Genomic DNA, 17,269 nt, shown 5'->3' with positions numbered 1-17,269 from the left:
GCGCGCCGCGAACGGTCGCCGTTCAAGTCTCGCGAGATGAAGGGCAGTCAGACCAGGGCGGCGAGTTTGCCGGCCAGCCGCTCGACATAGGTGGCGACCTCGTCCTCGGACTTGTCCGGCAGCCCGAACAGCACCTCGGTCACCCCGAGTTCCGACCAACGCGCCAGCTTCTCGGGCACTGGCTTGAAGTCCAGCGCCACGATCTGCGGGGCGCCGTCGCGGCCCGCGGCCGCCCAGGTGTCCTGCAGCAGCTTCACCGGCTCGTCGATGTTGAAGTCGCGCGGAGTGGTGATCCAGCCGTCGGCGCTGCGCGCGATCCACTTGAAGTTCTTCTCGGTGCCCGCGGCGCCCACCAGCACCGGGATGTGCGACTGCACCGGCTTGGGCCACGCCCAGCTGGGACCGAACTTCACGAACTCGCCGTCGTACTGGGCTTCCTCCTCGGTCCACAGCGCCCGCATCGCCTCGAGGTATTCGCGCAGCATGGTGCGGCGTCGGCCCGCTGGCACGTTGTGGTCGGCGAGTTCGTCGGTGTTCCAGCCGAACCCGACGCCCAGGCTGACCCGTCCACCTGACAGGTGGTCAAGGGTGGCAATACTTTTCGCCAAGGTGATCGGGTCGTGCTCCACCGGCAGGGCCACCGCGGTGGACAGCCGCACCCGCGAGGTGACCGCGCAGGCAGCCCCGAGACTCACCCATGGGTCTAGTGTCCGCATGTAGCGATCGTCGGGCAGCGATTCGTCGCCCGTCGTGGGGTGAGCCGCCTCGCGCTTCACCGGAATGTGAGTGTGTTCTGGCACGTAGAAGGTCTGAAAGCCGTGGTCGTCGGCGAGCTTCGCGGCCTTCGCCGGGGAGATGCCGCGATCGCTGGTAAAAAGCACAAGCCCGTAATCCATGCAGAGAATTAGAACGTGTTCTACCTCTGCTGAGCAAGCCGTTGTGACACGGACCGTCTCGCGAGGGGGTGGCGGCGGCGCCGGTGTGGGCCGCACCGTCCAAGCCAGTGGCGACGGCACGGGTTGCCGCACGTGCGCTAGCGTGGGTGATCGACCGCGTCGCTAACGCAGCGAGGCGCCTGGAAGCACAGCGTTGCACTGCAACCGTGGCGACCGCTAGGCAGTTCAAGGCACTGAAAAGCAACAGGAGGAGCCATGACCTACTCTCCCGGAAGCCCGGGCTATCCGCCGGCGCAACCCGGCGGCGGCTATGCGGGCGCCACACCGTCCTTCGCCAAGGACGACGACGGAACGAGCAAGCTGCCGTTCTACCTGAACATCGCGGTGGTTGTGCTGGGTCTGGCGGCGTACCTCCTGAACTTCGGGCCCACGTTCACCATCGGCGCCGACCTCGGCCCGGGCATCGGTGGGCGCGCCGGCGACGCGGGCACCGCGGTGGTGGTCGCCGTGCTGGCCGCGCTGCTGGCCGGGCTCGGCCTGCTGCCGAAGACCAAGAACTACTCGGGAATCGTCGCGGTGATCGCGGTTCTGGGTGCGCTGCTGGCCATCACCGAGACGATCAACCTGCCCGCCGGTTTCGCGATCGGGTGGGCGATGTGGCCGCTGGTGGCGGCCGTCGTGCTGCAGGCGATCGCCGCGGTCGTCGTGGTCCTGCTGGAGTCCGGGGTGATCACCGCACCGGCGCCGCGGCCCAAGTACGACCCCTACGCGCAGTACAACCAGTACGGGCAATACGGCCAGTACGGCCAGCAGCCCTACTACGGACAGCAGGCGGGCGGCCAGCAGCACGGGGGCCAGCAGCAGTCGCCGCAGGGATACGGTTCGCAGTACGGCGGCTATTCGCCCAGCGCGGCGCCCACCCAAAGCGGCGTTCCGACCGGCGGTTTCGGTGCTCAGCCGTCGCCGCAGTCGGGTGCCCAGCCCTCGGCGCAGCAGCAGGGCCCGTCCACGCCGCCCACCGGCTTCCCCAGCTTCAGCCCGCCCCCGAACGTCGGCGGATCGGATGCCGGTTCGGCGACGACGAACTTCTCTGAGCAGGGTGGGGGCCAGCAGTTCGGCCAGGAGCAGCAGTCGGGGTCGTCACCGTCTGGGCCAGCGCCCGTCTAACCGTGCGCTGTCGCGCCTAGTCGGGGACGTGCCCCAGAGTGACACGGGTGGAGGACAACCGGGCAGCAGGCGCTCGCCAGGCGCGTGACCTCGTCAGGGTCGCGTTCGCGCCGGCGGTGGTGGCGTTGGTCGTCATCGCCGCGGTCACGCTGATCGAGTTGTTGATCGCCAACAGCGACATGACCGGCGCGCTGGGCGCGATCGCCAGCATGTGGCTGGGCGTGCACCAGGTCCCGGTCTCGATCGGTGGCCGCGAACTCGGTGTGATGCCGCTGCTGCCGGTCCTGTTGATGATCTGGGCGACCGCGCGCAGCACGGCTCGCGCCACCACGCCCCACTCGTCGTGGCTGGTGGTCCGCTGGGTCGTCGCCTCCGCGCTGGGCGGCCCGCTACTGATGGCGGCGATCGCCCTGGCGGTCATCCACGACGCGTCGTCGGTGATCACCGAGCTGCAAACACCCAACGCCCTGCGCGCGTTCCTCAGCGTGCTCGTGGTGCACGCCATCGGCGCCGCGATCGGTGTGTGGTCCCGGGTGGGGCCGCGCGCGCTGGCGGCGGCGTCGCTGCCGTTCTGGCTGGGCGACTCCGTGCGCGCCGCATCCGCCGGTCTGCTGGCGTTGCTCGGGATGTCCGGCCTGGTGGCCGCCGGGTCGCTGGTCGTGCACTGGTCGACCATGCAGGAGCTCTACGGCATCACCGATTCGATCTTCGGCGAATTCAGCCTCACCCTGCTGTCAATGCTCTACGCGCCCAACGTGATTGTGGGCACCGCGGCGATGGCCGTCGGCTCCAGCGCGCACATCGGGTTCGCGACCTTCAGTTCATTCACCGTGTTCGGCGGCGACATCCCGGCCCTGCCGGTGCTGGCCGCGGTCCCCCGGCCGCCGTTGGGGCCGGTCTGGGTGGCGCTGCTGATCATCGGTGCGTCCTCCGGCGTCGCGGTCGGCCAGCAATGCGCCCGGCGTGCGCTGCCGCCGCTCGCGGCCGCGGCCAAGCTGCTGGTCGCCGCGGTCGGCGGGACGCTGGTGATGTCGTTGCTCGCCTACGCCGGCAGCGGCCAGCTGGGCAACTTCGGTCACGTCGGTGTCGACCAGGGCGCGTTGCTGGTCGGCGTCTTCCTCTGGTTCGGGGTCGTCGGCGGGATCACCGTGGTGATGAGCGGCGGGATCATGCGTCGTCCCCGACGGATCAAGCCCAGGCCCGCACCCGTCGCGGCTGTCGACGAACCCGCGGACTTCACGGGCGTTTTCGATGACTTGCCGCCGCCCGAGGACGTGGACGGGGCGGGGCAGGACGCGGTCCCGGCGGATTCGAGCGACGTGCCCGCGGGCGATGTGCCTCCGGACGATGCGGTCGCCCCTGGTGACCCCGCCGAACCCGACGCATCGGCCGGTGGCGACGAGCCGCCGCCCGCCGAACCGGGGCGGGATCCGTCCGAGCGAGATTCCGCGGATTAGGGCTTTTGCCCTGCGGCCAGCCTGATCGTCGGCGCGATGACGTCGCCAGTAGGCTCGCCGATGTGGTCGAACCGCTCCATGTGCCCCCGAACGCACCGGCACGGGTAGTGGTGCTGGCGTCGGGCACCGGGTCGCTGCTGAACTCGCTGCTGACGTCCGCCGTCGCGGACTACCCGGCCCGGGTGGTCGCCGTCGGCGCCGACCGCGACTGCCTGGCCACCGAGATCGCCGCGGCCGCGTCCGTGCCCGCGTTCACCGTCCGGCTCCGCGATCACCCGGACCGCGACGCCTGGGACGCGGCCATCACCGAGGCCACCGCCGCGTACTCGCCCGACCTGGTGGTCTCCGCAGGGTTCATGAAAATCCTTGGGCCGCAGTTTCTTTCGCGATTCTACGGCCGGGTCATCAACACCCATCCCGCGCTGCTGCCGGCGTTCGCGGGCGCGCACGGAGTGGCCGACGCGTTGGCCTACGGTGTGAAGGTCACGGGCTGCACGGTGCACCTGGTAGACGCGGGGACGGACACCGGGCCGATTCTGGCGCAGGAATCCGTTCCGGTGCTCGACGGCGACACCGAAGAGACCCTGCACGAACGCATCAAAGTCACCGAACGCAAGCTCCTGGTGGACGTGGTGGCCGCGATCGCGACCGGCGGCCTGACCCTGGTCGGGAGAACAGCGACGATCGGACGAAAGGCGACGAACCGATGAGCACCGACGACTGGCGCGAAGACGCCAAACGGCCGATCCGGCGCGCCCTGATCAGCGTGTACGACAAGACCGGGCTGGTCGACCTCGCGCAGGGCCTGGCGGGCGCGGGCGTCGAGATCGTCTCGACCGGGTCCACCGCGAAGGTCATTGCCGACAAAGGCATTCCGGTGACCCGGGTCGAGGAGCTGACCGGTTTCCCCGAAGTCCTCGACGGCCGCGTCAAGACCCTGCACCCGCGCGTGCACGCGGGCCTGCTGGCGGACCTTCGCAAGCCCGAGCACGCCGCCGCGCTCGAGGAACTCGGGATTGCGGGCTTCGAGCTCGTCGTCGTCAACCTGTATCCCTTCACCGAGACCGTCGACTCGGGGGCCAGCATCGACGAATGTGTCGAACAGATCGACATCGGCGGCCCGTCGATGGTGCGGGCCGCGGCGAAAAACCACCCCAGCGTGGCGGTGATCACCGATCCGCAGGGGTACGACGGAGTGCTCGCCGCGGTGCGCGGCGGCGGCTTTACCCTCGCCGAGCGCAAAAAGCTGGCCTCGCTGGCGTTTCAGCACACCGCCGAATACGACATCGCGGTCGCGAGCTGGATGGAGTCGACGCTGGCTCCCGAACACCCCCCGACGACCTTCCCGAAGTGGCTGGGCCGCAGCTGGCGTCGCTCGGCGATGCTGCGCTACGGCGAGAACCCGCACCAGCAGGCGGCGCTGTACAGCGACCCGGGCGCGTGGCCGGGCCTGGCGCAGGCCGAGCAGCTGCACGGAAAAGAGATGTCCTACAACAACTTCACCGATGCGGACGCGGCCTGGCGGGCGGCCTTCGATCACGAGCAGACCTGCGTGGCAATCATCAAGCACGCCAACCCATGTGGCATCGCCATCTCGTCGGCGTCGGTCGCTGACGCACATCGCAAGGCGCACGAGTGCGATCCGCTGAGCGCCTTCGGTGGGGTCATCGCGGCCAACACCGAGGTCAGCCTGGAGATGGCCGAGTACGTCAGCACCATCTTCACCGAGGTCATCGTCGCGCCCGCGTACGAGCCGGCCGCCCTGGAGGTGCTGACCCGCAAGAAGAACATCCGGGTGTTGGTGGGTTCGGAGCCGCTGAGCGGTGGCACCGAACTGCGGCCGATCAGCGGTGGCCTGTTGGTGCAGCAGCGCGACGAGCTCGACGCGCACGGCGACAACCCGGCGAACTGGACGCTGGCCACCGGCTCACCCGCCGATCCGGCGACGCTGGCCGACCTGGTGTTCGCGTGGCGCGTCTGTCGCGCCGTGAAATCGAACGCGATCGTGATCGCCGGCGGCGGCGCCACCATCGGCGTCGGCATGGGTCAGGTGAACCGGGTCGACGCCGCGCGGCTGGCCGTCGAACGCGGCGGCGACCGAGTGCGCGGCGCGGTCGCGGCCTCGGACGCGTTCTTCCCGTTCCCCGACGGTCTCGAGACGCTGACCGGCGCGGGAGTGACGGCGATCGTGCACCCCGGCGGATCGGTGCGCGACGACGAGGTGACCGCGGCGGCCGCCAGCGCCGGCATTTCGCTCTATCTCACCGGGGCGCGTCACTTCGCGCACTGAAGATCAGACCTTCTCGAGATCGGTCCTTGCCCCGCGGTGGCAAATGCAAATAGCATCCACCTTGGGTCGGTAATAGTGAGGCGAAAACAATTCGAGAGGAATTGATATGTGCGCGCACGCAATACGAACGGCCACAGTTTCCGTCGCGATCGCGAGCTTTGCACTGTTCGGCGTGAGTTGTCAGGCAAACAAATCCGGCCAAGCGGGGAGTTCGACGACTAGCCCCGTTTCGTCGGCGGCAACCTCGAGCTCGGCGACCGCGGGTACGTCAGCAGCAACGACGCCGAACGCGCCGGGCAGCACGACGCAGATTCCCGGCGCAAACGGCACGCCGTACACCGTTCAGGGGCCGATCCTGACGAAGTACCAGTCCCTCGACGATAAATCGCGGAAGGACTTGGGAGCGCCGAAGGACAACCAGCAAACGAACCCCGACGGCGGTATCTACCAACAATTCGACGACGGCGTCATCGTGTACAAGGCGCAGGCCTACGTGGTGTGGGGCTTGATCCGCGACAAGTGGAATGAGCTCGGCGGCTCGCAGGGGAAGCTCGGTTATCCGACGAGCGACGAGGTCGACACCCCCGATGGCATGAAGAAGTCGACCTTCGAGCACGGCGCGATCACGTGGAAGCCGGGTGACGCCCAGGCCTCTGTCACCTATAGCTAAGCGGTTTTTGGTTGCCGGGCGGTCGATGCGATCGCCCGGCATCCGCCCGCTTGGGGGAGGGCAAAGTGCCGTGGCGGCGGCACCGTCGTAGCGTGGAGTGGTGACGTCACCGAGCAACCTGCCCCGCACAGTCGGCGAACTGCGTGCCGCCGGTCATCGTGAACGGGGAGTCAAGCAGGAACTACGCGAAAATCTGCTCGCGCGCCTCGCCGAAGGCGGAGATGGTGAAGCCATCTGGCCGGGCATTCTGGGATTCGACGACACGGTCTTGCCCCAGCTGGAGCGGGCGCTGATCGCGGGCCACGACTTCGTTCTGCTGGGTGAACGCGGCCAGGGCAAGACCCGGCTGCTGCGCGCGTTGACCGGATTGCTCGACGAGTGGACGCCGGTGATCGCCGGGGCCGAACTGGGTGAGCACCCCTTCTCGCCGATTACGCCGGAGTCCATCCGCAAGGCCGCCACCCTGGGCGACGACCTGCCGATCGAATGGAAGCACCGCAGCGAGCGCTACACCGAAAAGCTCGCCACGCCCGACACCAGCGTCGCCGACCTGGTCGGCGACATCGACCCGATCAAGGTCGCCGAGGGCCGCAGCCTGGGGGACCCGGAGACCATCGCCTACGGCCTGATCCCGCGCGCGCACCGCGGGATCGTCGCGGTCAACGAACTGCCCGACCTTGCCGAGCGCATCCAGGTATCGATGCTCAACGTGATGGAGGAACGCGACATTCAGGTCCGCGGCTACACGCTGCGCCTGCCGCTGGACGTGTTGGTGGTCGCCAGCGCCAACCCCGAGGACTACACCAACCGGGGCCGCATCATCACCCCGCTCAAAGACCGCTTCGGCGCGGAGATCCGCACCCACTACCCGCTGGAGCTGGACGCCGAAGTCGGCGTGATCGCGCAGGAAGCGCACCTGTCGGCACTGGTTCCCGACTACCTGATGCAGGTGATCGCACGGTTCGCCCGCTACCTGCGGGAGTCCAACTCCGTCGATCAACGCTCCGGGGTGTCGGCGCGGTTCGCGATTGCCGCCGCCGAGACCGTCGCCGCTGCCGCGCGGCATCGCGGTGCGGTGCTGGGCGAGACCGATCCGGTGGCACGGGTGGTCGACCTGGGCACGGTGATCGACGTTCTGCGCGGCAAGCTGGAATTCGAGTCCGGCGAGGAGGGTCGCGAGCAGGCCGTGCTCGAACACCTGTTGCGCCGGGCGACGGCGGACACCGCGTCGCGGGTGCTGGGCGGCATCGACGTCGGTTCGCTGGTGAGCGCGGTCGAGGGCGGTTCGGCGGTGACGACGGGCGAGCGGGTGTCGGCCAAGGACGTGCTGGCCGCGGTCCCCAACCTGCCGGTGGTGGACAAGATTGCGGCCAAGCTCGGCGCGCAGTCGGAAGGCGAACGCGCCGCGGCGCTGGAGCTGGCGCTCGAGGCCCTGTACCTGGCCAAGCGCATCGACAAGGTTTCAGGGGAGGGCCAAACCGTCTATGGCTAGGTCTGATGGTGACGACCCGCAGCGACCGGCTACGCCGCGCTCGCGATCGTCACGAGGGCATTCCTCGCGCTACTCGGCGTACACCGGCGGGCCCGACCCGCTGGCCCCGCCGGTGGATCTGCGCGAGGCGCTCGAACAGATCGGCCAGGACGTCATGGCCGGCACGTCCCCGCGCCGCGCGCTGTCCGAGCTGCTGCGTCGCGGCACCAAGAACATGCCCGGTGCCGACCGGCTGGCCGCCGAGGCCAACCGGCGACGCCGGGACTTGTTGCGGCGCAACAACTTAGACGGAACCCTGCAGGAGATCAAGAAGCTGCTCGACGAGGCCGTGCTGGCCGAACGCAAGGAGCTGGCCCGCGCGCTCGACGACGACGCCCGGTTCGGCGAACTGCAACTGGACGCGTTGCCGTCGTCGCCGGCCAAGGCCGTCCAGGAGCTCTCCGACTACAACTGGCGCAGCGGCGAGGCGCGCCAAAAGTACGACCAGATCAAGGATCTGCTCGGCCGCGAGATGCTCGACCAGCGCTTCGCCGGCATGAAGGAAGCGCTCCAGGGCGCCACCGACGAGGATCGCCAGCGCGTCAACGACATGCTGGACGACCTCAACGACCTGCTGGACAAGCACAATCGCGGCCAAGACACGAGTGCGGACTTCGAAGACTTCATGGACAAGCACGGCGAGTTCTTCCCGGAGAACCCGCGCAACATCGACGAGCTGATGGACTCGCTGGCCAAGCGGGCCGCCGCCGCGCAACGCTTCCGCAACAGCCTTAGCCCCGACCAGCGGGCGGAGCTGGATGCCTTGGCGCAGCAAGCATTTGGGTCGCCGTCGTTGATGAACGCCTTGAGCCGCCTCGACGCGAACCTGCAGGCCGCCCGGCCCGGCGAAGACTGGATGGGCTCCGAGCAGTTCTCCGGTGACAACCCGTTCGGGATGGGGGAGGGCACCCAGGCGCTGTCCGACATCGCCGAGCTGGAGCAACTGGCCGAGCAGCTCTCGCAGAGCTATCCGGGCGCCACGATGGACGACGTCGACCTGGACGCGCTGGCGCGCCAGCTCGGTGACGAGGCCGCCGTCGACGCCCGCACCCTGGCCGAACTGGAACGCGCGCTGGTCAATCAGGGCTTCCTGGACCGCGGCTCCGACGGCCAGTGGCGGCTGTCGCCGAAGGCCATGCGCCGGCTCGGGGAGACGGCGTTACGCGATGTGGCACAACAACTTTCCGGTCGCCGCGGCGAGCGCGACCATCGGCGCGCGGGCGCGGCCGGCGAGCTCACCGGCGCCACCCGGCCCTGGCAGTTCGGCGACACCGAGCCGTGGAACATCTCCCGCACGTTGACCAATGCCGTTCTGCGGCAGGCGGGCACCGCCACCCTGGACGGCCCGGACGAGCGGTTGAAGATCACCGTCGACGACGTCGAGGTCTCCGAGACCGAGACACGTACGCAGGCCGCGGTCGCGCTGCTGGTCGATACCTCGTTCTCCATGGTGATGGAGAATCGCTGGCTGCCGATGAAGCAGACGGCGCTGGCGCTGAACCACCTGGTGTGCACGCGTTTTCGCTCGGATGCCTTGCAGATCATCGCTTTTGGCCGATACGCCCGCACGGTGACCGCCGCCGAGCTCACCGGGCTCGAGGGCGTCTACGAGCAGGGCACGAACCTGCACCACGCGCTGGCGCTGGCCGGGCGCCATCTGCGCCGGCATCCCAACGCGCAGCCCGTGGTGCTGGTGGTGACCGACGGGGAGCCGACCGCGCACCTGGAGGACTTCGACGGCGACGGCACCACCGTGTTCTTCGATTATCCGCCGCATCCGCGGACCATCGCCCACACGGTGCGCGGCTTCGACGAGATGGCGCGCCTGGGCGCCCAGATCACCATCTTCCGGCTGGGCAGCGACCCGGGCCTGGCCCGGTTCATCGACCAGGTCGCCCGGCGCGTCGAGGGACGGGTCGTGGTGCCCGATCTTGACGGACTGGGAGCGGCCGTGGTCGGCGACTACCTGCGGTCTCGCCGCCGCTAACCGCCGGCCTGGCGCCCCGGTCCGGGGGTAGGCGTGCTGTGGACTGGGTACAGGGACTCAGAAGGAGGAGAGGCATGAGCCAGGTTCCAACGATCAAACTCAATGACGGAGTCAGCATTCCGCAGCTGGGATTCGGGGTGTTCCAGATCAAGCCCGACCAGACCGCGGCGGCGGTGAAGACGGCGCTCGAGATCGGCTACCGCCACATCGACACTGCCGAAATGTACGGCAACGAGAAGGAAGTCGCGCAGGGCATACGCGATGCGGGCCTCGACCGCGGCGATGTCTTCGTCACCAGCAAGCTCAACAACGGATTTCACAAGCCTGACGATGCACGCCGCGCCTTCGACGAGACGCTGAAGAAGCTGAATTCCGACTACGTCGATCTGTTTCTCATCCACTGGCCGCTGCCCACCCTGTACGACGGTGACTTCGTTTCGACGTGGCGGGTGTTCGAGGAGTTCGCGCGCGACGGACGCGCCCGCAGCATCGGTGTGTCGAATTTCCAAGTCGCACATCTGGATCGACTCGCCAACGAGACCAACACGGTCCCGTCGGTCAATCAGGTCGAGGTGCATCCCTATTTCGGCAACGACGAAGTACGGGCCTACGGACGCGAGCACGGCATCGCCACCGAGGCGTGGGCGCCCATCGCGCAGGGCAGGGTGCTCGACGATCCGGTGATCAACCGCGTCGCCGCGGCCCACGGCAAGTCGGCGGCGCAGGTGGTGCTGCGCTGGCACATTCAGCGGGGTGACATCGTCTTCCCGAAATCGGTGACGCCGGAGCGGGTGAAAGAAAACTTCGAGCTGTTCGACTTCGAGCTGGACGACTCGGACATGGACGCGATCGCGGGGCTGAACAAGGGGGAGTCGGGACGCAACGGGCCCAACCCCGACACGTTCGATTACGTGCCCGACTGACCGCTGCTGCTAACCGCGCGGCCGGCGGGCCTTACGGATGATGCCGACCCCGCCCCACAGCGAGAAGCCGCGAATGTGGACGGTCGGCGCCCCGGGCGTGCCCTTGCCGTGGACGGCGCGGTCGAAGTTGCCCATCACGCCACGGCCGTGCACCTCGACGTTGACCTCGGGTGGCAGCAAAATGTTCTGCACACCCATAATCGACATCGCATGAATGTCGACCTCGGTCGAGGTGAAGTCGGCGTAGCGCAGATCGACCACCCCGCTGCCCCACAGGGTGAAGGTGGTGAGCTTCTTCGGGACGTTCCACCGACCGCGGCGCTCGAAGCCGCTCATCAATGCCAGCAGGAGCGTCGACGGCGCGGGATTGGGCTTGCCGCCCCGGCGGGGGCTGATCGGCGTCCCCGGCAGATCGGCCCGCAGCTGATCCAGTTCCTCGTACGTCGTCGCCGCATAAGCCCTGGTCAGGCGGTCTTCGTAGTCATTGAGCTGCAGGCGGCCCTGCTCGGCCGCGTACGCAAGCAATTGCGCAATTTGAATGCGATCGGTGTCAGCCGCACGCGACGGCTCGCCGCGCGTGTCCTCCGCATCTCGTTGCGTTGAGTTGCTCATCACCCACGAGCCTACGACGTCCAGGTTTTGCTGCAAGAGGATTGGCTAAACTGCAACCTTGCGCCTGCCCGCGCAGCACCGCCGGCCGTCCGGTCGGGCCCTTTGTTTGACATCTGGCTAACTTCTCGGCTGGCTAACTCGTCCAGTTGGGCGGCCGCTTCTCCAGGAACGCCAGCATGCCTTCGCGCGCTTCGTCGGACACGAACAGCCGGGCCGATTCCTCGGCGAGCCGTTCGGCGTCGCGGTCGAACCCGTCCAGCACCGCGGCCGTGGTGAGTGCCTTAGAGGCCGCGAGGCCCTGCGGCGAGCCGCGGCCGATGTCGGAGACCAGTGCGGCGACCGCGGCGTCGACGTCCTCGGCGGCCTCGGTGATCAGTCCGATCTCGGCCGCCCGGCCGGCGTCGAACGTCTCGCCGGACAGGTAGTAGCGCGCCGCGGCCCGCGCCGACAGTTTCGGCAGCAGCGTCAACGAGATGATCGCCGGGGCGACGCCGATCCGGGCCTCGGTCAGGGCGAAGGTGCTGCGCGGGCCGGCGATCGCGATATCGCAGGCACCCACCAGACCGAATCCGCCTGCACGGACGTGCCCGTTGACCGCGGCGATCACCGGCAGCGGCGAGGAGACGATGGCCCGCATCAAGGCGGCCATCTCCCGGGCCCGCTCGACGGCCATGTCGAACGCCGACGGTGGCGACCCGCTTCGCCCGGCTACGCCGCCCTCGCGATCGCCACTAGGGTCGCCCCCGCCGGCCTCGCTCAGATCCGCTCCGGCACAGAAGGTGCCGCCGGTGTGGCCCACCACCACCACCCGCACGGCCGGATCGGCCGAGGCGTCGCGCAGGCCCTGATGCAGCTGGTTGACCAGCCTGGTGGACAGGGCGTTGCGGTTGTGCGGTGAGTTCAGCGTCAGCCGCGCGTACGGGCCGCCCGTGTCGGCGGGCCCGGCGTATTCGACGAGCGCGTCCATCAGTAGCTTCGCGGCAGGCCCAGCGAGGTCTGTGCGACGAAGTTCAGCACCATCTCGCGGCTGACCGGTGCGATGCGGCCCAGCCGGGCCGAGGTCAACATCGCGGCCACGCCGTACTCCTTGGTCAGGCCGTTGCCGCCCATCGACTGCACCGCCTGGTCCACCGACCGCGTGGCCGCCTCGGCCGCAGCGTATTTCGCCATGTTCGCGGCCTCGGCCGCGCCCATGTCGTTGCCGGAGTCGTAGAGGGTGGCGGCCTTCTGCAGCATCAGCTTGGCCAGTTCGACCTCGATGTGGCACTGCGCCAACGGATGTGACAATCCCTGGTGCGCGCCGATCGGTGTGCCCCACACCTGGCGGGTCTTGACGTAGTCGGCGGCCTTGTTGAGGGCGAACCGTCCCATCCCGACGGAACTCGCCGCGCCCATGATGCGTTCGGGGTTGAGGCCGGCGAAAAGCTGCGCGATGGCGGCGTCTTCGGCGCCCACCAGCGCGTCGGCGGGAAGCCGCACGTCGTCGAGGAAGACCTGGAACTGGCGCTCGGGGCTGATCAGTTCCATTTCGATTGGCGTGTAGGTGAATCCGGGCGCATCGGTGGGCACCACGAACAGCGCGGGGCGTAGCTTGCCGGTCTTGGCCTCTTCGGTGCGGGCCACCACGAGTACCGCCTGCGCCTGGTCGATGCCGGAGATGTAGACCTTCTGGCCCTTGAGGATCCAGTCGCTGCCGTCGCGGCGGGCGGTCGTGGTGATCTTGTGCGAGTTGGAGCCGGCGTCGGGCTCGGTGATGGCGAACGCCATCGTCAGCGTGCCGTCGGCGATGCCCGGGATCCAGCGCTTCTTCTGCTCCTCGGTGCCGAACTTGCTGATGATGGTGCCGTTGATGGCGGGCGAGACCACCATCAGCAGCAGCGCGCTACCCGCGGCCGCCATCTCTTCCATGACCAGCGACAGCTCGTACATTCCGGCGCCGCCACCGCCGTACTCCTCGGGTAGGTTAACCCCGAGGAAGCCGAGTTTTCCCGCCTCCGACCATAATTCGTCGGTGTGCTCGTGAGCGCGGGCCTTGCGCAGGTAGTACTCGCTGCCGTAGTTGGCTGCCCACGCCGCCACCGATTTGCGGAGGGCCTGACGCTCCTCGCTCTCGATGAAGCTGGTGTCGGTCATGCTTGATCCCCTTCTGATTGCGGCGCTTCCACTCGCGCCAGCACGGCGCCGACTTCGACTTGCTGACCGGTCTTGACGTTGAGTTCGGCGAGCACCCCGTCGACCGGGGCGGCGATGGTGTGTTCCATCTTCATGGCTTCCAGCCAGATCAGCGGCTGGCCGGCGGTGACGGTGTCGCCGATCGCGGCGCCGAGCCGGATCACACTGCCGGGCATGGGCGCCACCAGCGAGCCCTTTTCGACGGTCGAGCCGGGCTCGGGGAAGCGCGGCAGCGCGATCAGGCGCACGGGCCCGCGTGCGGAATCGACATAGACGTCGGAATCGTAGCGGCGCACCGAGAAGCCGTGGTCGACGCCGTCGGCCCGCAGCACGACGTTGGTGGCGGTGGCCGACACCAGCTGCACCGACGGGTCGTCGGGGAGCGCCAAACCGGTTCTGGTGAACCGGTATTGAACGCGATGCTCGTTATCCTGCTCGTCGCGGAAGTCCCTGACCTGAGGGCCCGACGACAGGTTGCGCCAGCCGCTGGGCACGGCGCCCAACACCGGGGCGACGGCGCGGTTGTGCGCGGCGTCGGCGAGCGCGGCCGCGATGGCGGACAGGCGGACCACCGCGGCGTCGGCAAGCGGCGCCGCCAGCCGCGCGAGGTCGTGGGTATCGAAGAACGCGGTGTCGGTGGCGCCGTCGAGGAACGCCGGATGCCGTAGCACGTTCACCAGCAGATCGCGGTTGGTGCGCACCCCGTGCACGCGGGCGCGGGCCAGCGCGTCGGCGAGGACCAGCGCCGCCTGGCGGCGCGTCGGCGCGTAGGAGATGACCTTGGCCAGCATCGGGTCGTAGTGGATCGAGACGGTGAACCGGTCGACGAGGCCCGAATCCAGCCGGATGCCGGTCCGGTGTCTCAGCGAGCTGAACTCGGCGCGGACCGACGGCACGTCGAACGCGTGCACCAGGCCGGCCTGCGGCTGCCAGTTCTTGGCGGGGTCCTCGGCGTAGAGCCGGGCCTCGATCGAATGTCCTTGGGCGGCGGGCGGTTGCGCGTCGAGACGCCCGCCGTCGGCGACGGCGAGCTGCAGTTCGACCAGGTCGAGCCCGGTGGTCTCCTCGGTGACCGGGTGTTCGACCTGCAGCCGGGTGTTCATCTCCAGGAAGTAGAACTCGCCGTCGTCGTCGGCCAGGAACTCCACCGTCCCGGCGCCGGTGTACCCGATGGCTTCGGCGGCCAGCCGGGCCGCGTCGAACAGCTTGGCGCGCATGCCGGGCGTGCGCTCCACCAGCGGCGAGGGCGCCTCTTCGATGATCTTCTGGTGGCGGCGCTGAATCGAGCATTCGCGTTCGCCGACCGCCCATACCGTGCCGTGGGTGTCGGCCATGACCTGAACCTCGATGTGGTGCCCGGTCGGCAGGTAGCGCTCGCAGAACACGGTCGGGTCGCCGAATGCGGACTGCGCCTCGCGGCTCGCTGCGGCGACTTCGCCTGCCAGAGCGGATAATTCGCGGACCACCCGCATGCCGCGGCCACCGCCGCCGGCGGAGGCCTTGACCAGCACCGGCAGCTGCGCCTCGGTGACGGTGTCGGGGTCGAGCTCGTCGAGCACCGGCACCCCGGCCGCGGCCATCAGCTTCTTGGACTCGATCTTGGAGCCCATCGCGCGCACAGCGTCCACCGGCGGGCCGACCCATGTCAGGCCGGCGTCTTGGACGGCGGCCGCGAATTCGGCGTTCTCCGAGAGGAACCCGTAGCCGGGGTGGATCGCGTCGGCGCCCGCGGCCCGGGCGGCCGCGATGATGGCCGCGGCGTTGAGGTAGTCGTTGGTCTTGTCGAGCCGCACCCGGGCGTCGGCCTCGCCGACGTGCGGCGCGCCGGAGTCGGGGTCGGTGTAGACGGCGACGGTGCCCAGGCCGAGCCGGCGGCAGCTGGCGAACACCCGCCGGGCGATCTCGCCCCGGTTGGCGACCAGAACTCGAGTGATCATCGGGCTCACATCCGGAAGACGCCGAAGTTCGACGTCCCCTTGATCGGGCCATTGGCGATGGCGGACAGGCAGATTCCCAATACGGTGCGGGTATCGCGCGGGTCGATCACCCCGTCGTCGTAGAGCATCCCGGACAACACCAGTGGCAGCGACTCGGCTTCGATCTGGCCCTCGACCGCGGCCCGCATCGCCGCGTCGGCCTCCTCGTCGACCTGCTGGCCGCGCGCCTCGGCGGCCGCGCGGGCGACGATCGACAGCACGCCCGACAGCTGGGCGCCGCCCATCACCGCGGACTTGGAGGTTGGCCAGGCGAAGAGGAACCGCGGGTCGTAGGCGCGGCCGCACATGCCGTAGTGGCCGGCGCCGTAGGACGCGCCGATCAGCAGTGAGATGTGCGGGACGGTCGAATTGGAGACGGCGTTGATCATCATCGAGCCGTGCTTGATCATCCCGCCCTCTTCGTAGTCTTTGCCCACCATGTAGCCGGTAGTGTTGTGCAAGAACAACAGTGGCGTGTTGGAGCGGTTGGCCAGCTGAATGAACTGGGTGGCCTTCTGGGACTCCTCGCTGAACAGCACGCCGCGCGCGTTGGCCAGGATGCCGATCGGATAGCCGTGTAACCGGGCCCACCCCGTCACCAACGAGGACCCGTACAGCGGCTTGAATTCGTCGAATTCGGAGCCGTCGACGATGCGGGCGATCACTTCGCGCGGATCGAAGGGAATGCGCAGATCCGCGGGCACGATGCCGATGAGCTCGTCGGTGTCGAACAGCGGCGGGGTGACCGGTCTGGGCTTGGGGCCCTGCTTGACCCAGTTCAGCCGGGCGACGACGCGGCGCCCGATCCGGATCGCGTCGAGTTCGTCGACGGCGAAGTAATCGGCCAAACCCGAGACCCGGGCGTGCATTTCGGCGCCGCCGAGCGATTCGTCGTCGGATTCCTCACCGGTGGCCATCTTCACCAGTGGGGGACCCGCGAGGAATACCTTGGAACGTTCCTTGATCATCACCACGTGGTCCGACATGCCCGGCACGTAGGCGCCGCCCGCGGTGGAGTTACCGAACACCAAAGCGATGGTGGGAATCCCGGCGGCCGACAGCCGGGTCAGGTCGCGGAACATCCGCCCGCCCGGAATGAAGATCTCCTTCTGCGTGGGCAGGTCCGCACCGCCGGACTCCACCAGGGAGATGACCGGTAGCCGGTTCTCGAAGGCGATCTGGTTGGCCCGCAGGATCTTCTTCAGGGTCCACGGGTTGCTGGTGCCGCCTTTGACCGTCGGGTCGTTGGCGACGATCATGCATTCGACGCCTTCGACCACGCCGATGCCGGTGACCGTGCTGGCGCCGACCTTGAACGCGCTGCCCCACGCGGCCAGCGGACTGAGCTCCAGGAACGGCGAGTCCTGGTCGACGAGCAGTTCGATGCGTTCGCGCGCGGTCAGCTTGCCGCGGTCATGATGGCGCTCAACGTATTTGGTCCCGCCGCCGGCCAGTGCATTGGCCAGCTCGACGTTGATTTCCTCGAGTTTGGTGAGCGCCGCCGACGCCGCGTCGGTGAAGTCGGGGGCCTCGGCGTCGAGGGTGGACTGCAGCACGGTCATGACCACCGCCGACGATGCAGTGGGGG

Annotated in this window: 14 protein-coding genes; 8 read left to right on the top strand and 6 right to left on the bottom strand. The window is 68.6% G+C overall.

Features of this window, described 5'->3' with window-relative positions; all coding sequences use genetic code 11:
• Positions 1–47: 47 nt before the first annotated feature.
• Positions 48–896, bottom strand: coding sequence for an LLM class F420-dependent oxidoreductase (locus ACYQ8K_RS07975; protein ID WP_459967941.1), 849 nt, complete (start codon positions 894–896; stop codon positions 48–50).
• A 255-nt stretch (positions 897–1,151) separates the two neighbouring features.
• On the opposite strand from ACYQ8K_RS07975, the gene ACYQ8K_RS07970 reads away from it, so the two are divergent.
• The 8 genes from ACYQ8K_RS07970 to ACYQ8K_RS07935 all read left to right on the top strand — a co-directional run bounded on the left by ACYQ8K_RS07970 (position 1,152) and on the right by ACYQ8K_RS07935 (position 10,921).
• The gene (locus ACYQ8K_RS07970) at positions 1,152–2,063 is read left to right on the top strand and encodes a DUF5336 domain-containing protein (protein WP_459967940.1); all 912 of its coding nucleotides are present in this window, start codon (positions 1,152–1,154) and stop codon (positions 2,061–2,063) included.
• 47 nt (positions 2,064–2,110) lie between these two features.
• Entirely contained in the window at positions 2,111–3,520 is a 1,410-nt protein-coding gene (locus ACYQ8K_RS07965) for a cell division protein PerM (RefSeq protein ID WP_459967939.1), read from the top strand.
• Between the two features lie 62 nt (positions 3,521–3,582).
• Positions 3,583–4,230 (top strand): phosphoribosylglycinamide formyltransferase, encoded by a 648-nt coding sequence (purN, locus tag ACYQ8K_RS07960; RefSeq protein WP_459967938.1) that lies wholly within the window; start codon positions 3,583–3,585, stop codon positions 4,228–4,230.
• The gene (gene purH / locus ACYQ8K_RS07955) at positions 4,227–5,810 is read left to right on the top strand and encodes a bifunctional phosphoribosylaminoimidazolecarboxamide formyltransferase/IMP cyclohydrolase (protein ID WP_459967937.1); all 1,584 of its coding nucleotides are present in this window, start codon (positions 4,227–4,229) and stop codon (positions 5,808–5,810) included. The genes purN and purH overlap by 4 nt, the downstream gene beginning before the upstream one ends.
• 106 nt (positions 5,811–5,916) lie before the next feature.
• Positions 5,917–6,480 carry an LGFP repeat-containing protein gene (locus ACYQ8K_RS07950; protein ID WP_459967936.1) on the top strand — a complete coding sequence of 188 codons (564 nt, stop codon included), beginning with the start codon at positions 5,917–5,919 and terminating at the stop codon, positions 6,478–6,480.
• A 97-nt stretch (positions 6,481–6,577) separates the two neighbouring features.
• Positions 6,578–7,972, top strand: a complete 1,395-nt coding sequence (locus tag ACYQ8K_RS07945) for a sigma 54-interacting transcriptional regulator (protein ID WP_459967935.1) — start codon at positions 6,578–6,580, stop codon at positions 7,970–7,972.
• Positions 7,965–9,998 carry a vWA domain-containing protein gene (locus ACYQ8K_RS07940; protein WP_459967934.1) on the top strand — a complete coding sequence of 678 codons (2,034 nt, stop codon included), beginning with the start codon at positions 7,965–7,967 and terminating at the stop codon, positions 9,996–9,998. The genes ACYQ8K_RS07945 and ACYQ8K_RS07940 overlap by 8 nt, the downstream gene beginning before the upstream one ends.
• A 74-nt stretch (positions 9,999–10,072) precedes the next feature.
• A complete protein-coding gene (locus ACYQ8K_RS07935; RefSeq protein WP_459967933.1) occupies positions 10,073–10,921 on the top strand; it encodes an aldo/keto reductase in 849 nt (282 codons plus the stop codon).
• Positions 10,922–10,930: 9 nt separating this feature from the next.
• Here the strand turns inward: ACYQ8K_RS07935 and ACYQ8K_RS07930 are convergent, their stop codons facing one another.
• The 5 genes from ACYQ8K_RS07930 to ACYQ8K_RS07910 all read right to left on the bottom strand — a co-directional run bounded on the left by ACYQ8K_RS07930 (position 10,931) and on the right by ACYQ8K_RS07910 (position 17,237).
• Positions 10,931–11,533: a DUF1707 SHOCT-like domain-containing protein gene (locus ACYQ8K_RS07930; RefSeq protein WP_459967932.1), complete on the bottom strand. Its 603-nt coding sequence runs from the start codon at positions 11,531–11,533 to the stop codon at positions 10,931–10,933.
• A 133-nt stretch (positions 11,534–11,666) separates the two neighbouring features.
• A complete protein-coding gene (locus tag ACYQ8K_RS07925; protein WP_459967931.1) occupies positions 11,667–12,500 on the bottom strand; it encodes an enoyl-CoA hydratase family protein in 834 nt (277 codons plus the stop codon).
• On the bottom strand, positions 12,500–13,666 hold the full coding sequence (locus ACYQ8K_RS07920; protein ID WP_459967930.1) for an acyl-CoA dehydrogenase family protein: 1,167 nt from the start codon (positions 13,664–13,666) through the stop codon (positions 12,500–12,502). Before ACYQ8K_RS07920 ends, ACYQ8K_RS07925 begins: the two co-directional genes overlap by 1 nt.
• Entirely contained in the window at positions 13,663–15,642 is a 1,980-nt protein-coding gene (locus ACYQ8K_RS07915; RefSeq protein WP_459967929.1) for an acetyl/propionyl/methylcrotonyl-CoA carboxylase subunit alpha, read from the bottom strand. The genes ACYQ8K_RS07920 and ACYQ8K_RS07915 overlap by 4 nt, the downstream gene beginning before the upstream one ends.
• A 5-nt stretch (positions 15,643–15,647) precedes the next feature.
• Positions 15,648–17,237 carry an acyl-CoA carboxylase subunit beta gene (locus ACYQ8K_RS07910; RefSeq protein WP_459968016.1) on the bottom strand — a complete coding sequence of 530 codons (1,590 nt, stop codon included), beginning with the start codon at positions 17,235–17,237 and terminating at the stop codon, positions 15,648–15,650.
• Positions 17,238–17,269 lie beyond the last annotated feature (32 nt).

The sequence above is a fragment of the Mycobacterium sp. MUNTM1 genome, from assembly GCF_054660795.1.
The sequence above is the reverse complement of the archived record's forward strand: the minus strand, read 5'-3'. Positions and strand labels throughout refer to the sequence as shown.

What these genes read in the sequence shown, in the direction of transcription:
- ACYQ8K_RS07940 (WP_459967934.1), top strand. Translation starts at nt 7,965, where the DNA reads ATGGCTAGGTCTGATGGTGACGACCCGCAGCGACCGGCTACGCCGCGC.
- ACYQ8K_RS07925 (WP_459967931.1), bottom strand. Translation starts at nt 12,500, where the DNA reads ATGGACGCGCTCGTCGAATACGCCGGGCCCGCCGACACGGGCGGCCCG.
- purH (WP_459967937.1), top strand. Translation starts at nt 4,227, where the DNA reads ATGAGCACCGACGACTGGCGCGAAGACGCCAAACGGCCGATCCGGCGC.
- ACYQ8K_RS07915 (WP_459967929.1), bottom strand. Translation starts at nt 15,642, where the DNA reads ATGATCACTCGAGTTCTGGTCGCCAACCGGGGCGAGATCGCCCGGCGG.
- ACYQ8K_RS07950 (WP_459967936.1), top strand. Translation starts at nt 5,917, where the DNA reads ATGTGCGCGCACGCAATACGAACGGCCACAGTTTCCGTCGCGATCGCG.
- ACYQ8K_RS07930 (WP_459967932.1), bottom strand. Translation starts at nt 11,533, where the DNA reads ATGAGCAACTCAACGCAACGAGATGCGGAGGACACGCGCGGCGAGCCG.
- ACYQ8K_RS07935 (WP_459967933.1), top strand. Translation starts at nt 10,073, where the DNA reads ATGAGCCAGGTTCCAACGATCAAACTCAATGACGGAGTCAGCATTCCG.
- ACYQ8K_RS07920 (WP_459967930.1), bottom strand. Translation starts at nt 13,666, where the DNA reads ATGACCGACACCAGCTTCATCGAGAGCGAGGAGCGTCAGGCCCTCCGC.
- ACYQ8K_RS07970 (WP_459967940.1), top strand. Translation starts at nt 1,152, where the DNA reads ATGACCTACTCTCCCGGAAGCCCGGGCTATCCGCCGGCGCAACCCGGC.
- ACYQ8K_RS07975 (WP_459967941.1), bottom strand. Translation starts at nt 896, where the DNA reads ATGGATTACGGGCTTGTGCTTTTTACCAGCGATCGCGGCATCTCCCCG.